Genomic DNA, 15827 nt, shown 5'->3' on the forward strand with positions numbered 1-15827 from the left:
AACTCCGGCGGCAAAAGAGTACGGGGATTATGCAGTCGCAGCCATGGGTGCAGTCAGCCGGGTCATGACGGTCGGTATCTATGTCGTCTTTGGCTTTATGAAGGGATTTCAGCCGTTTGCAGGTTTTAACTTTGGCGCAGGGCAGTATGAACGGCTCAGAGAGGCGGTAAAGCTGTGCAGTTTATGGTCTACTGCCTTTTGTATTCTCATGTCATTTCTATGTATTCTGTATTCCGGAGAGGTAATCGGGCTGTTTGGAACTGACCCTCAGATGCTGGCCCTGGGAGGAAAAGCACTGAGGCTGAATGCGCTGATGTTTCTTACTTTTGGGTTTCAGATGGTTTATGCCTCCCTATATCTGTCGGCAGGGAGAAGCGGTGCCGGAAGTATTCTGAGTTTAAGAAGGCAGGGGATCTTTTTCTTTCCGTGTATTTTAATCCTTCCAAAACTCTTCGGACTTTCAGGGATTGTGTGGGCTCAGCCGGCGGCGGATATCTGTTCGGCACTGATGACTCTGTGGTTTGCATGGAAGATGAATGAAATATTGGGAATCCAAAACGGCAGCCGGTCTATGGAACAGATGAAGGAGGAAAATATATGAAAGGGGAAAAGAAAGGAATCGGCATTTTCGGACTTACCGTGCTGGGCATTGCATTAAACTTATTGCTGTGTGCTGTGAAATTTGGAGCCGGCGCTGTCAGCCATTCTGTAACAATAACCGCAGACGGATGGAACAGCCTGACAGATGCAGGGACATCGGCTATTACAATGCTTGGGCTCTGGGCGGCAGGATGCGGCGCTGGAAGACATCATCCGTTTGGGCACGGGAGACTGGAATGGATCCTTGGCATGCTGACCTCTGCATCGGTAATCACGATAGGATTAGAACTGCTCAAATCCTCTGGGTCCGCCGTATATCAAGGACAGCAGTCCCAGTATCCGGGTTCCGTATTTATTGTGCTGCTCCTGTCTGTATTTGTTAAGATATGGATGCATTTTATACAGAAGCGGGCAGGAGAGCGGCGGCAGTCAGAGACATTAAAAGCTGTTTCAAATGATTCACTGGCCGATGCACTCGCTACATCCGCAGTACTGATTTCAGCTCTCGCCGCAGAATTTACTTCCTGGAAAATAGATGGATGGTGCGGGGTCGGAGTGGCGGCACTGATTATATTCAATGGAGTCAAAAGCTTTTCAGCCATTGTACAGAAAGTAATCGGTATGCAGGCCGATAGTTCCATAGCAGAAAAGATAGAAGAGATGATAATGCAAAAGAAAGGCATCAAGAGTTGTTATGAATTAATGATTCATGACTACGGGCTCAACCATTATGTGGTCTCGGCAAAGGTTCTTGGAACAGAAAATACTGTCTGCGCCCGGGCCTCAGAGCTTTCTATAGAAATAGAGCAGAAGTTTGGATGCAGCTGTACGGTCCAGGCGGATATAATGGCAGAAGAGTCTCCTGAGATACAGGAAATAAAAAAAGATTTAAAAGAGAAAGCGAAAGAAATCCATCGATTATTAAACATTCATCATTTTTATTTGATCAAATCTGGGGCAAACATTCTCATAACGGCGGACATCAGTATTCCTGTTTCCCAGCAGAAGAAACGGGAACTGGTTTACGGGGAACTGAGCCGGATGGTCCGTCAGCACGGCGGGCAGTATCAGCTGAGATTACACCCTGTCATGGAAAACAATCATGTCAAAGCCTGGAAGACTTCACATCAGGCAGAAAAAAGAATAGGGGCAGACTAATCCGCCAGAAGATTCTTTCGGTCAGCCACTGCAAAGGATGACATCCGGCGGGCAGATTCCCGGTTCAGCGGCATGACCCTTCCGTGATAAGGATAATAGATCAGATTAGACCAGAGGACTTCATAACCGCCCTCATCATATTCCTCAGCTGTGGGAAGGTAACTGTCAATCCCATTGGTATAGCCGTTTAGGAAAAGAAGGGAATCCTTTGACCGATGCCACGCATCCAGAGATATTTCGCACATGATTTCATTGGGAACACCGCAGAGACATCCTTCATTCAATAAAAAATATTGAAATTCAATGTCTGCTGTCTGAGCAGGGATGTGTTCATGGTGCAGCCTGCGGACCTCCTGCAGCCATCCTGTTCCGTCAATTCTGGCCTTTTCCTTTGCTTCAGCCGCGATTTCAGCGGCCCGGTTCAAAGGCGGAACATCGGCTGTGAACCTGTGTCTTACAGAACACATAGAGACACAGTATACCGGCATTGTTTTTAAAGCAGTAAAGATGGAAGCAGCAGACTGAAATACGGATTCTGCCATTTTGTTTAAGGATTCTGTGCTCTGTCTGAAATATTTTTCTTTTTCTTGGGCAGTATATGGTTCTTCTAAGGCGTCCACACCATAAATCTCCATAAACTCAGCGTTTTCCTGCTGGAATCTGGGGCGGAGATCTCCAGATGCCCCCTGAATCATCATAACCGGACATCCAAACGATTCAGAAAGTTTTTGTCTGGTTACGCCGAAATAATCGGAAGAAATTTTATAGTTGTCACTTGTAAGGACATTTGCATGGGCGGATACCCGAAGCAGGAGCAGTGCCGGACTGCCATCGGGCTTGGAAAGCTTTAAAACTCCCAGACGGGGATCTCTTAAAACTTTTCCGGATCTCCGATTGACTCCAATGTCATGTTCTGCAATACCCCATCCGGCATAGAATGGTTTCATATTTTTCAGGGCCGTTTTCAGGACAGAACATATACGGTCACACACGAAGGTAAAATAGGCACTTTCTGCTGCAGCATTCGGAGCAGAGTGAGTATGGGAAAAGCAGATCATGATGTTGTCAACGGGAACATTCAGTACATTTGACATCTGCTTCCTTAATTGAGACGTTAATTTTACGGTAAATCCCAGACTGTCGATGGCTGTCAGACATATTGTTTTATCTGCGGTCCTGAATATCAGGACTTGTGCTTTCAATGGATGAAGAACACCCCTTGATTTATTGTTTGTTCTTGAAAATCCAACCATTTCTACGGATACGCTCGGGGTAATATCCGTTTGTGCAAATCCAAATGATGCAGTCTTTCTATTTTGTTTCATAAGTAACACCTCCTGCATCAAAGAATATCAGAGAGATAAGTTTCCCTCAATATACGAATTGATACAGAATCATTTTATACTTATGGATTCAGAAAGTTTCATGCGCAAAACAAAAGTGCGGTTTCCAATCTATAAACCGCACTTTTTCCAGATATTTTATTTGCTGTATATAATCTTCCTGATAGTGTGTACAGATAGAAAATATGTCTCTGACAGATTTTCTATTGACTTCCCAAGCTGAAAATCTCTCCGGATACAGGCATTGCGTTTGCTGATCCTGAGCCGGCTTCCGGTCTGGTCACCCCAGCTTTTATGCTGATCTTCTTTTTTAGGAATATATAAATATTCTCCCTGCAGGTAGTCCTGAAGCTGTTCCACAAGGGCCGCAGGAAGAAGGGAAGATGCATTTTTATATTTCATATTTGGCCTCGTTTCCTTAAACATCGTTGTTCTTGGATGCAAAGCCGCATATCAAAAGTGCCTGTTTACTCCATGCAGCCGGCACTTTTTTTGTTCGGCTCTGCATGGAGGGTAACATCTGCTTGTCTTTTTTTGTTAATACACATGGTGGGTTACCTCCTACTGTTCATATTTTTGCATTTCCTGCCGGATCTGATTTTCGCAGGAACGCATGGCAAGAATCGTTTTTTCAAATAGTTCATTCAGCTCCCAGCCGAGGTTCTCAGCTCCTTGTGAAATTACATCCCGGGAACATCCTGCCGCAAACTTTTTATCTTTAAACTTTTGCGGACACTGGATAGTTTCATATCCTGTACGCTTTTAGAAGGACGCATTAATGCAGCGGCTCCAATCAGACCAGTCAGTTCGTCGGCCGCAAACAGGACTTTTTCCATCTCATGTTCAGGCCGGACATCGGAACAGATCCCATAGCCGTGGGAACAGACAGAGCGGATCATGTCCTCTCCAATACCTCCTGCCCGCAGGAGCTCCGGTGCTTTTTGGCAGTGTTTTTCCGGATAAAGTTCAAAGTCAATATCATGAAGAAGTCCTGTGATGCCCCAGTAGTCTTCTTCCTGTCCGAAGCCTAGTTCGTTTGCATACCATTTCATGACACCTTCCACTGTCAGTGCATGCTGGATGTGAAAAGGTTCTTTGTTATATTGTTTCAACAGCTCAAAAGCTTCGTCACGTGTAACTGCCGATTCCATAGAAACCTCCTTTGCGGATGTGATTGTTTAACGATTATTCTGGCACTATTTTAGCATCTTCGGTGGAGAAAGTAAAATCAGCAGAACTTCGGGATTATAACGGCTCATAAGGAGAGGATACCTGTTTGACAATTACACAGGAAGATATTAGAATTTAAGAAGGAAATGATACAATTTGTTGATTTTAAGTGAAGATTGTAATGCAATTTCTTTTGTTTTGTAAGAAAAGATATTTTAAAAGAAAGGAAAGTATGTGTTTATTTTTTTTTATAAACATGATACAAGGAATTGATTTGGAACCTATCATACATAAAATAAATGACAATATGCATGGCTTACATAATTTTCAGGAAAAATTATTAAATAAGGCTTCAGAAAAAGAAAAAACAGTCTTGTTAGATTATCCTACGGTTTATATACATAACTGGAAAAAGAGCGGAAGCTATGAGGTATATGTGGGTGAATCAAATAATATTATTCAGAGAACAAAACAGCATTTTGATCAATCAGAGGACAAACAGAACTGGAGGTCCCAGCTGAGAAGAAAGTCGGCAAGTTTGTATATTATCGGCCATGACCATTTTAATAAATCTTTAACCATGGATATTGAAAACCGCTTAATGCTTTATATGATGGGGGTTGATTCGGTAAAAAGAATACATAATAAAAGGACAAATCCGCAGAACAGATATTATCCTGATTTTGAAGTGAATGATATCTTTCGAAGGATCTGGCATAAGCTGAGAAAAACAGACCCATCAATGTTTCCAAATGAAAGTGTTATAAAGGATTCAGCGTTATTTAAGGCTTCACCTCTTCATAAACTGACACAAGAGCAGGAAGATATAAGAGACAGGATTATAGAAAGGGTTTTCAGTGTATTGAATGAGCAGAATGGAGATGGACAGCTTATTTTTATTGACGGAGAAGCCGGAACAGGAAAAACCGTTCTTAACAGCAGCACTTTTTACGAGCTGTACTTGATGGCAGAAGAAGAAAAAATGACGGATTTCCAGTGTTGTCTGATAGTAAATCATGATGAGCAGATTACGGTATATGAGCAAATAGCAGAAAAATTAGGTTTAAAAAATAAATATGGAAGGGTTGTATCTAAACCAACAACTTTTATCAATCATCACTCAGCGGGTAAACCGATAGACGTGGCATTTATTGATGAGGCTCATCTGCTATTAACACAGGGAAAACAATCCTATCGGGGTAAAAATCAGCTCCAGGATATCATTGAGAGGGCCAAAGTCACTGTGGTTATGTTTGATGAAAATCAGATTTTAACAACAGAGCAGTATTGGGAAACAGAAATATTAGGAAATTATAGAGAGAAAGCCAAAGAAAATGGAAATCATTTTAAGCTGACAAAGCAGATGAGAATTACTGCATCAGATGAAACGATTTCCTGGATAGATAATTTTACAAAAGAGAATCATCTATCAGCAATTCCAATGGATACCACAGGATATGAGATAAAAATCTTTGAACATCCGGCTGAGCTTGAGACTGCAGTCAAGACGAAAGCCGCGGAGGAAGAACATAAGCTTTCCCGGATGATAGCAACCTATGATTGGGAATATAGCCAGAATTCATCCATGGAAAAGAGAATGAAGAAATATTGGGAAGTGCTGATTGGTGATTGGCATAAACCATGGAACCATGAGCTGGACAAGGAACTGGGAAGAAAAGAGAAAAACAAGAATAAAACACTTGCCTGGGCGGAACAGCCGCAGACAATAGATGAGGTGGGTTCCACCTTTACAATTCAGGGATTTGACCTGAATTACGCAGGTGTAATCCTTGGCCCGTCTGTTAAGTACCGCAATGGCAAGATTGTTTTCGACCCAAGTGAAAGCTGGAATTTAAAAGCAACCAGAAAACGTACATTGTCGGATGGTACGAAGCAGAGATTTGGAGAAACTTTAATCCAGCATGAAGTAAGAGTCCTGATGACCCGGGGAGTGAATGGATTATATATTTATGCATGCGATAAAGAATTGAGAGAAGCATTAAAAGAAGCTGCGAGATAGATGAACAAGATAATAATTGAGGAATAGTATTATGATGTTATTTAAATTAATATTAAGCTATATATTCGTTTTAATAATAATATATTTCTGTAATAATAAAATTATGGATCTATTAGGTAACAATCAAGCGCTTATTAAGTTTATAGAACTTACTCTTCCTTTAACGATACCTGCTTTATTGTATTTTTTTCAGGTGAACAAAGACAAACAAGAACGTTTAGAGAAAGAAAAACAGAAAGAAGAGAAATATGAAATGGACGAGAAGGATAAATTCGAGAAATCGTTACCCTTTTTCTATATTAAAAACGAAATTATTTTTGCTAGAAATCCTCAAAATTCTCCAATCTTAAATGTAAAAATTCAAATTGCAAATATAAGAAATGATTTTATGACATAAGGTGAATTAAATACAAGCGGAGCTATTCATTCAGAGAATAGTTTTTCTATAGGGGGACTAGTAGATGGAGATGAAATAAATTTAGAACATCTATTAGGAAATAATAATATATTTGGGGGCATTAGATGGTTTGTATTGTCTGCTATAACTGTAACAAATGATATTGTATATTTTGTATATTTACCCTGTATTAAAACTGGATGGCATTTTTATAGAAAAACAGTATACCAAAAATCGTTGATAGTTAAATATATTGGTGATGATGATTATTGTGAATTAGCAAAATCCTTAATAAACCATGTTTCAGTATATGGAGAAGAATTAAGTTATAAAGAAAGTATACTAAATGATGCAATAAAATGTTTAGATCAAGATGACTTAAAGGGAGCATGTGTACAACTTATTGTATTGGTTAGAGAAGTGAAAGCATTGCCCAAAAGTGAAGTTCTTTTTGTATTACATAATGTCTATTTGATGCTCCATCAATTAGACAGTGTGGAAAAGATTCGACCTGATTATTTTAGAGGGAATTTGTCTGCAAAATGTGATTTTACAGAGAAATATAAAAACTTATTAGGTAATGTAGAGCAAGGATTTATGATGAGGGAATACTTACAGGATATCCTTATACTTATAAGTGAAGATAGAAAAGTTTCTCTGGATTTTTGGTTACGCAATTTAGAAGTATTTGTCCGGGATCATAGTCGTATTTTTAATGCAAGAGCATTGAGAGGAGATTTAGAACGGACAATACCACCCCTGGCAGGAGGGGTTAAATAATATATTTTTATTTTAACGAATGATAAAAACACGCGTGGTATGTGACTTGGCAATCTTTTTTTGAAACTTTTTATTAGATCTTTTGAGCTGTTTTTTAGCACATAGAAAGAATATTATGAAAAACCTATCAATTCGAATATATCAATCTTCTGACGGTAAGGAACTGGCGGAACTTTTTTATAACACGATCCACGCAGTCAACGCAGAAGATTATACTGAAGAACAATTAAATGTGTGGGCAGCCGGAAGTGCCGATTTAAAAAGATGGAATGAATCTTTATCAGCAAATATTACATATGTTGCAGTTAAAGATGATGTTATCGTGGGCTTTGGAGACATTGATCATACAGGATATTTAGACCGCCTGTTTGTTCATAAAGATTATCAAAGAGAAGGAATTGCCTCAGCTATCTGCGATCAGCTGGAACAGGCAGTACAAGGGAGAAAAATTATCACACATGCATCCATTACTGCAAAACCGTTCTTTGAAAAAAGAGGGTACAAAGTTGTGAAAGAACAGCGGGCACAACGCCAGGGTATGTATCTGACAAATTATTTAATGAGTCATTCCCGGCATGACAGACAGGAGGATATTCCATGCTTCAATCAGAGATATTGATCGTAGAAGACGACAGGGATCTGGCAGAGATCGCCATAGATTATATGGAAGAAAAGGGGTTTGGATGTATCCGGGCAGAAAGCGGCGAAGAGGCATTTGAAGCTTTGTATCAGCATCCTATCAGACTGATTATCCTGGATATTAATCTTCCCGGAATGAATGGCTTTCAGTTCATAGAAAAGCTAAGAAACGAAACAGAGCTTCCTGTCATTTTCATTTCTGCCAGGACCAGTGATACAGATAAAGTAAAAGGCCTGATGCTTGGCGGAGACGATTATCTCTCAAAGCCCTATTCTCTGGCGGAACTGTATTCCCGAGTCTTGGCGCTGCTGAGGAGAACCTATGGTTATTCTGTTTTAAAGCCTCTCTGTTTTTCTGATATCATTATTGACCAGAAGAGAAAGTCTGTAACAAAAGCAGACAGTCCGCTGGAAATGACTTCAAAAATGTACGAGCTTCTTGCTTATCTGGCCGCGCATCCGGGAGAGATTTTGACAAAAGAGCGGCTGTTTACGGAAATTTGGGGATATGGTTCGGAATCCACGCCTTCTGTGCTGTCAGTCCATATCCGGTGGCTGAGAGAAAAGATCGAAAGAGACCCCTCCCATCCGGAACATATTTTGACTGTATACGGAAAGGGTTACCGCTTTGAGGAGTAATGTCTTCTGGAGCAGGCTGCTTAGATACAAAAGGTGCCATCTGCGATAGTTCTTCTCCATTGTCGGAAGAAGGCCTTTCCAGAGCCGACTGGAGATAATGGAGAAGAACTCATGAAATTACATTTTATAAAAATTGTTTTTGTATTTTATATTCTTTTTGGCATACTCGCTTTGATCGGGGGAATGTATATAAAGGAGAAATCCTATTCTGTAATAAAACCGCTTCCTGTGTGGAATGAGATCATACATGACAAAACCCTTTCAAAAGAACAGCAGGATATTTTATGGGAGAAAGCTGAAAAAATGTCTTTTGAGACAAAAGATGATTTCTCAGCTGCAAGAATTTATGGACCGGTCTGCGGTATTTTATTTGTAGCCATGTCGTACTTTTTCTTATATTTCTACTTTTATGCCATACGTCCTCTTTCCAGAATGGAACGGTTTGCCGGGGAGATTGCCAGAGGGAATCTGGATTTTCCTCTGGAGGCGGAACGTTCCAAAATGTTCGGAGTATTTACCTGGGCGTTTGACAGCATGAGGACGGAACTCAGGGAATCCAGAAAAAAGGAGGAAGAGGCACAGGAGCGGAACAAGACAATGATTGCCGGAATTTCCCACGATATCAAGACTCCAGTCTCCAATATCCGAAATTATTGCGAAGGTCTCTCCGTGATGTTGGACAGCACACCGGACAAGCGGAATCGTTATTTGGAAACGATCATGAGAAAATGCGATGAGGTCAGTGCATTGACTGATGATCTGTTTTTACATTCATTAAATGATATGGATCGGCTGGAAGTCTCTCCTCTTCCGATTGATTTCATGGAAATTTATGAAAGAGTTTTGGCGCCTCTCAGTGGAGCTGGCACGACAGTATCTCCCTGTAATATCCAGAGGACTGTCCTGGCAGATGAGCGGCGCTTGATTCAGGTGACAGATAATATTCTTGGAAATGCTGAAAAATGTGCGGCAGGTTCTCCTGTGGAAATTAAAATGGAAGATCAGGAGCAGTACGCGGTGATTCGTTTCAAAGACTGTGGTCCGGGAATTCCTGAGGAGGACTTCTTATATGCGAAGCAAAAGTTCTACCGGGGAAGGAATGCCCTTAATCAGCAGGGAGCGGGGCTTGGCCTGTACTTGAGTGAGCTGCTGATGAGACAGATGGAAGGGAAGCTGGAACTTGAGAACAGGGAAGGACTGCAGGTCTCTTTGTATCTTCTAAAAGTAAAGCACGTGATTTAAAGACTATTTAAGAATTCTTTTGCTAGGATAGCAGCATAAGGAGGATCAAAATATGAAATCAATCATTGAGACATCAAACCTATGTAAAAGCTATGCCAGCGAAGGCCAGCAGATGCATATATTAAAAAATATCGATCTGAAGATCTACGAGGGGCAGTTCACCGTGATCATGGGACCCAGCGGTTCCGGAAAGTCCACGCTGCTTTACATGCTGAGCGGGATGGATTCCGTCACCAGCGGTACTGTCTCTATCTGCGGAGAACTCCTTCGGAAACAGAATGACAAGGAAACTGCCCGGTTCAGACAGGAGACGACAGGATTTATCTTTCAGCAGATGAACCTACTATCCCATATGACATGTTTGGAAAATATCTGTACCGCGGGATATCTGAAAAAGGGAAGAAGCAGAAGAAAAACACACGAGGAGGCCAGAGATCTGCTGGAGCACGTCGGAATCCCTGAACTTTCCGGAAGGCTGCCATCACAGATGTCCGGGGGCCAGCAGCAGCGGTGTGCCATTGCAAGAACATTAATTAATCATCCCAAAATATTGTTTGCCGATGAACCAACCGGTTCCTTAAATTCATCTTCCGGAAAAGAAATATTAGAACTTCTCTATTCTATGAGCAGGACTGGACAAGATATTTTAATCGTAACTCATGACATAAAAGCAGCGCTCATGGCCGACCGTATTTTATATTTGAAGGATGGAAAAATCGAGGGTGAATTAAACCTTGCCCCATATGAAGAAAAGAGTGCTGCGGCAAGAGAAAAACAGCTGATTGGCTGGCTTTCGGGAATGGGGTGGTAGTATGGGCATCCTCATGATGATAAAGAATGATATCCGAAAACGGAAAAGCCAGGCAGCGGTTATTTTTCTTCTCAGCTTTTTGATTACCCTGCTAATATCAACGTCCGTCTCTGTTCTATGGCAGAGCCAGGAGCAGTATGACGAGGCGGCTGCCAGGATGCACCTGCCGGAAGTCATCAATATTTTTAACAAAGGACAGCATTCAGACGCAGATGAAGTTACTAAAAACCTTCAAAAGCAGCCGGAGACAGAAGAAGTTATGAAGGAAAATATCCTTCTGCTCAGAGAAAATCAGACTGTCCGTTTCAAAGATGACAGCTGGTTTTCCAGTGGTACCATTATCCGGGCATTTCCGGACCAGTACAGCCTGACAGAAGGAACACGGAAACGGGATGGAATTTATCTCCCTATTACCTTAAAGGATTCCAAGCACCTGGAGACAGGGGATATTGTGACTCTGAAATTGTCCGGTCAGATCAAAAAGTACCGAATCGCAGGTTTTTTTGAAGACCCGTTTCTCGGAAGCACAATGACCGGTTTTAAACAACTGTTTTTGGATCGGAAAACATATGAGAAACTTTCAAAAACAACGGAAGCTTTAAATTATAAGAGCACGATGGTAAGTCTTTGGACGAATCATGATACCGGGAAGGATTTCACGTCCAGGATCAAAGAGCTGAACGGCAAAACAGGCTTTGCCAGAAAGGGAACAGAATATATCGAACAGCCGCTGATGAAAATGTCGGCCATGGCTTTGACAGACATTTTTTTGGGACTGATCTTTCTATTCAGTCTGCTTATGCTGACGGTCATGCTGATCACTATCCGCTACCTGATCGCCTCATCTTTGGAGGATGATTACAAAGAACTGGGGATTCTTAACGCTCTTGGCTATTCAAAAAGGAAGCTTTTGGGTGCAAAAATCCTGCAGACGGCGTTTTTATTTGGAGCCGGAGGAGTGGCCGGACTTTTTGGGTCATTTTTTACCGTACCTTCTCTGGGAGAAACTGCAATGGAAGGTTCAGGGATTTTATGGCACGGAGGGATACGCCTGGAACCGGTCATACTTTCAATTTTGGCGGCTGCCCTTTTTGTCGTACTGACTGCCTGGATGAGCCTTCGGTGTGTCCAAAAGATTTCAACTGTTCAGGCCATAAGAAATGGTAAAAAAGACATCTGTTTTACAAAAAGGTATCAGGTTTCCCTGGTAAAACTCAATCTTCCTTCGCTGCCTTTAAGGCTGGCTGTGAAACATGTATCGGTTCGTCTTCCCCAGTATCTGCTCTTAGTCATTGTCTGCGGATTTATGATTTATTCCATGGTGAGTATCTCGGCACTGCATGAAAATATGACTGATATTAGAAAAACAGCAGTCTTATTCGGAAGTTCAGCTTCAGATATCTCCATTGCAAACACATCAGATTTGTCCGCCGACAGCAGTATACTGTTTCAGGATTTTATAGAAGATACGAAAAAATTATCTGAGGTAAAATCAATCTATTCAACGGAAAGCCAGTATTTAGATATGGAACATCAGAAAATGCTGCTGCAGGTTGTAAGCCAATTTAATAATGAAAATTTCCTGGACCCTTTAAAGGGACGCGTTCCAAAGTATGATAATGAGATGATGCTGACAGAAGTTTCATCAAACTATCTGGGGAAGAGGGAAGGGGACATGGTAACAGTCAGCCACGGGGGACGCCGGAAAAGATATCTGGTGGTCGGCATATACCAGTCCACCAACGACGCCGGAAAAGTAGGATGCATGAGTCTGAAAGGATTCCAGCGGCTGGAACCGGATTTTAAATATCAGTCCTGTGAACTTCTTCTGAAAGAAAATGCTGAGACGAAGTTTGTTATAAAAAAAGTTAAAGATTTAGGAAAGCAGAAAAACCTGGAGTTAAAGGTGGAAAATACAGAAAAGCAGATAAAATCACTGCTTGAAGATGCCCAGCTTGGAGTTCTGGCTTTGGTGATCCTATTTTATATGCTGTGTATTTTTATCATCGGATTCATTACGTTTCTGCTGTCTATAACCCTCTTAAAGAAACAGAGAAGAGAGTTTGCCATTCAGAGGAGTATGGGGTATTCTATAAGAAACCTGCGGCTGCAGTTTGCCTTTTCCTTTGGTATTATCGGAATTCTTGGAACAGTTTTTGGTCTGGTTTTTGCAGGGCTGTTTACCAACCGGATGTTTGGTTTGATGTTTAGCAGTCTTGGGATCTCAAAATTTCATGCGGAAATCACAGGGTCCAGTGTACTGCCGCCTGTATTGATCATCGTTGGATTTCTGATCGGTTTTTCCTATCTGATTTCCAGAAGAATCAATAAGTATGGCGTGAGACAGCTGGCTGAGGATATATAGATGATCATTTAATACTATTGACATAGAATTATGATTGTAGTACGATTGTATTACAAAAACAGGAGGCGATATTATGGCGAAGGAGGCAACATTACAGGTTCGTATGGATGCGGATTTGAAGGAAAAAGCGGAGACTCTTTATAAGGAGATGGGTACCTCTTTTGCGGAGGCAGTACGTATTTTCGCACAGCAAAGTGTAAATGAAAACGGGATGCCATTTGTCATGACTGCGAATCGAGGGAATACGTACAGACGGCTTTCAAGATATGCTGATTCTGAACTGACAGCAAAAGAGGAAGGTTCATACGAAAGGGCGATGATCGAAAAGCATGAGAAAACTGATTGACGCAAATGTCATTTTAAGATATCTTTTGGGAGATCATCCGCAGATGTCAGAAGAAGCCAGACAGATCATTGAAAAGGGGCCTTTACTCTGCCGGAAGTCGTTGCGGAAGTAGTTTATGTTTTGTCGGGCGTATACAAGATAGAACGGAATGAAATTGGGAGTACACTCATAGATTTTTTTGACGAAGTATTAATCGAAGATCGAGAAATAATCTGTGAGGCACTGACTATATTTGCTGATACATCTCTTGATTTTGTGGACTGTATATTGATTTCACGGCACAGAGTATTAGGAGATACGATAGCAAGTTTTGATAAAAAACTGAATAAGATGCTGGATTAAAGTCAGGACAAAAGGCGCTTTGTATTATATACAGGGTGTCTTTTTGTTTTGAATAATGATCGCTCGTCATGTTTTGATTTTTATATTTGCCATTGTATTGTAAGGTACATAAGAAGCAGTTATGATGATCCCAGGAGGTAAGGATATGCAGATAAAGAAAGAAGAGATCAGAACAACCATTTTAAATGCGGCCCAACAGGAGTTTCTGATTCACGGCTACGAAGGTTCCTCTCTGAGAGTCATCGCAAAAAAAGCAAACACAACCATTGGAAATATCTATCACTATTTTGATAACAAAGAAGCAATACTGGAAGAATTGCTGAAGGAGCCGATAGAGGGGCTTAATAAACTAATAGAACAGCACTTTGAAAAAGAACAAAAGGTATATTCCTTAAAAGAAGTCAAAGAAATTTTTGGTCAGATGGATGATGTCGTGTCATTAGTCCAGGGATCAGAGATACAGTATTTGATAGATCAGCGTCTGCTTATATTATTGGATCTTAAAACCACTCGTTTTTTAGAATTAAAGAAGTCATTTATACAGCAGTTCAAAGAACACATGGCATGGCATTTAGGCCTTGATGACAGTGATTCTCCCTATGTGGATATTATCGCTGAAATGTTTATATCCTGTATCCGCCATGCTCTTTTGGAACATCCAAATTCAGAGGAAGCACAGAAAGAATTCATTCAGGTTTTCCGGATGCTCTGTGCGGGACTTGTCATGAACCAGGAGGAGAAGCCATGAAGATTGTAGAACTGAATCATATCAGCAGGATTTACCATACCGGGGATCGCGATATCTATGCGCTGAAAGATGTATCTTTTTCTGTCGAACCGGGAGAATTCACTGCAATTTTAGGGCCCAGCGGCGCCGGAAAATCCACGCTTTTAAATATTCTGGGAGGAATAGACCGGGCGGACAGCGGAACCGCAGAAGTGGCTGGTCAGGAGATCACAGGTCTGACTGAAAAAGAACTGTCTTTTTACAGAGCCGGAAAAGTTGGGTTTGTATTTCAATTTTATAATTTAATTCCCACGTTAACTGTAAAAGAAAATGTGGATCTGATGAGAGAATTAAAACGAGAAGCACTTCCGGCAGCAGAAGTTCTGAAAAAAGTGGGACTTTCCGGACATGAAGAGAAGTTCCCGGATCAGCTTTCCGGCGGAGAGCAGCAGCGGGTATCCATCGCCAGAGCCATTGCCAAAAACCCCGATATTCTGCTCTGTGATGAACCGACCGGAGCATTGGACAGTGAGACAGGATGCATGATACTGGAACAGCTCTGGAACTTATGCAGAAAAGATAAGAAAACAGTGCTCATTGTCACGCACAATGCCAATATAGCGAAAGCGGCAGATAAGGTCATCCGGGTCAGGAATGGGGAGATCACAGGTGTGGAGATCAATACAGCACCCCTCAGAATAAGCGAGGTGGAGTGGTAATGCTGATAAAAAAAACATTTCGCGACATCAGAAAAAACAAAGTACAGTTTCTGGCTATCTTTCTCATGATGTTTTTTGGCTGCTTTCTGTTCTCAGGTATTACCGGGGAATGGAGCGGGCTTTTAAGCCGCTTCGATGCTTACATAAATAATCAGAAGCTCGCTGACCAATGGCTGTACGGAGACTCCTTTACAAAACAAGATATAAAACGTCTGAAAAAGGACAAAAAAATAGAACAGGCAGAAGGAAGACTTTTCATCCCAATGAGTCTAAAAGGCAGGGAAAAGACAGCCATTGACTGTTATGCCGCCGACAGCAATCAAATATCCAGACTTCTTATAAGAGACGGACAGGGTTTTGACAGCAGACGAAGAGGTGTCTGGCTGGATGACTTATTTGCCAAGAAAAATGGATTTCGCACCGGTGATACCATAACATTTGTTCAAAAAGGTATTACAATAAAGGGGAAAATCCTCGGGCTGGTCTCCAGTCCGGAATATATATACGGGGCCGGAAAAGACTCTATGGT

General features: G+C 41.5%; 15 protein-coding genes and 3 pseudogenes (1 of these 18 only partly in view). 15 read left to right on the forward strand and 3 right to left on the reverse strand.

The features are described from left to right. Positions 1-601: pseudogene (locus QVP35_RS08325) on the forward strand (MATE family efflux transporter); it begins 725 nt to the left of the window's first position. Next, positions 598-1758 (forward strand): cation diffusion facilitator family transporter, encoded by a 1161-nt coding sequence (locus QVP35_RS08330; RefSeq protein ID WP_009289686.1) that lies wholly within the window; start codon positions 598-600, stop codon positions 1756-1758. The pseudogene QVP35_RS08325 and the gene QVP35_RS08330 overlap by 4 nt, the downstream one beginning before the upstream one ends. On the opposite strand, the gene QVP35_RS08335 is transcribed toward QVP35_RS08330, so the two are convergent. The 3 genes and pseudogenes from QVP35_RS08335 to QVP35_RS08345 form a co-directional block, all read right to left on the reverse strand. Then, the gene (locus tag QVP35_RS08335) at positions 1755-3083 is read right to left on the reverse strand and encodes a hypothetical protein (protein ID WP_022261019.1); all 1329 of its coding nucleotides are present in this window, start codon (positions 3081-3083) and stop codon (positions 1755-1757) included. The genes QVP35_RS08330 and QVP35_RS08335 overlap by 4 nt on opposite strands. 156 nt (positions 3084-3239) lie before the next feature. After that, positions 3240-3503, reverse strand: coding sequence for a CD3324 family protein (locus QVP35_RS08340; protein ID WP_009289684.1), 264 nt, complete (start codon positions 3501-3503; stop codon positions 3240-3242). Between the two features lie 159 nt (positions 3504-3662). Next, positions 3663-4252, reverse strand: a pseudogene (locus QVP35_RS08345) (hydrolase). A 455-nt stretch (positions 4253-4707) separates the two neighbouring features. Here QVP35_RS08345 and QVP35_RS08350 point away from each other — a divergent pair. From QVP35_RS08350 to QVP35_RS08410, 13 genes and pseudogenes are all read left to right on the forward strand, one after another. Then, positions 4708-6291, forward strand: a complete 1584-nt coding sequence (locus tag QVP35_RS08350) for a DNA/RNA helicase domain-containing protein (protein WP_225103678.1) — start codon at positions 4708-4710, stop codon at positions 6289-6291. 31 nt (positions 6292-6322) lie between these two features. Further along, positions 6323-6688: a hypothetical protein gene (locus QVP35_RS08355; protein WP_022261021.1), complete on the forward strand. Its 366-nt coding sequence runs from the start codon at positions 6323-6325 to the stop codon at positions 6686-6688. 135 nt (positions 6689-6823) lie between these two features. Continuing rightward, positions 6824-7468 carry a hypothetical protein gene (locus QVP35_RS08360; RefSeq protein ID WP_009289680.1) on the forward strand — a complete coding sequence of 215 codons (645 nt, stop codon included), beginning with the start codon at positions 6824-6826 and terminating at the stop codon, positions 7466-7468. A gap of 115 nt (positions 7469-7583) precedes the next feature. Next, on the forward strand, positions 7584-8087 hold the full coding sequence (locus QVP35_RS08365) for a GNAT family N-acetyltransferase (protein WP_009289679.1): 504 nt from the start codon (positions 7584-7586) through the stop codon (positions 8085-8087). Further along, a complete protein-coding gene (locus QVP35_RS08370; protein ID WP_009289678.1) occupies positions 8066-8746 on the forward strand; it encodes a response regulator transcription factor in 681 nt (226 codons plus the stop codon). Before QVP35_RS08365 ends, QVP35_RS08370 begins: the two co-directional genes overlap by 22 nt. 111 nt (positions 8747-8857) lie before the next feature. Then, positions 8858-9988, forward strand: coding sequence for a HAMP domain-containing sensor histidine kinase (locus tag QVP35_RS08375; RefSeq protein ID WP_009289677.1), 1131 nt, complete (start codon positions 8858-8860; stop codon positions 9986-9988). A 52-nt stretch (positions 9989-10040) separates the two neighbouring features. Next, a complete protein-coding gene (locus QVP35_RS08380) occupies positions 10041-10799 on the forward strand; it encodes an ABC transporter ATP-binding protein (protein ID WP_009289676.1) in 759 nt (252 codons plus the stop codon). Between the two features lie 13 nt (positions 10800-10812). After that, positions 10813-13164 carry an ABC transporter permease gene (locus QVP35_RS08385; RefSeq protein ID WP_225103679.1) on the forward strand — a complete coding sequence of 784 codons (2352 nt, stop codon included), beginning with the start codon at positions 10813-10815 and terminating at the stop codon, positions 13162-13164. 73 nt (positions 13165-13237) lie between these two features. After that, the gene (locus tag QVP35_RS08390) at positions 13238-13510 is read left to right on the forward strand and encodes a type II toxin-antitoxin system RelB/DinJ family antitoxin (protein ID WP_006567029.1); all 273 of its coding nucleotides are present in this window, start codon (positions 13238-13240) and stop codon (positions 13508-13510) included. Between the two features lie 120 nt (positions 13511-13630). Continuing rightward, positions 13631-13852 carry a hypothetical protein gene (locus tag QVP35_RS16605; protein WP_009289673.1) on the forward strand — a complete coding sequence of 74 codons (222 nt, stop codon included), beginning with the start codon at positions 13631-13633 and terminating at the stop codon, positions 13850-13852. Between the two features lie 145 nt (positions 13853-13997). Then, on the forward strand, positions 13998-14600 hold the full coding sequence (locus tag QVP35_RS08400; protein ID WP_009289672.1) for a TetR/AcrR family transcriptional regulator: 603 nt from the start codon (positions 13998-14000) through the stop codon (positions 14598-14600). Next, positions 14597-15298 (forward strand): ABC transporter ATP-binding protein, encoded by a 702-nt coding sequence (locus QVP35_RS08405; RefSeq protein ID WP_006567025.1) that lies wholly within the window; start codon positions 14597-14599, stop codon positions 15296-15298. The genes QVP35_RS08400 and QVP35_RS08405 overlap by 4 nt, the downstream gene beginning before the upstream one ends. Then, positions 15298-15827 (forward strand): annotated as a pseudogene (locus tag QVP35_RS08410) (ABC transporter permease); the annotation flags it as partial. The gene QVP35_RS08405 and the pseudogene QVP35_RS08410, both read left to right, overlap by 1 nt.

It is taken from the genome of Anaerostipes sp. CAG:276, from assembly GCF_000432215.1.
Classification (GTDB): domain Bacteria; phylum Bacillota; class Clostridia; order Lachnospirales; family Lachnospiraceae; genus Anaerostipes; species Anaerostipes caccae.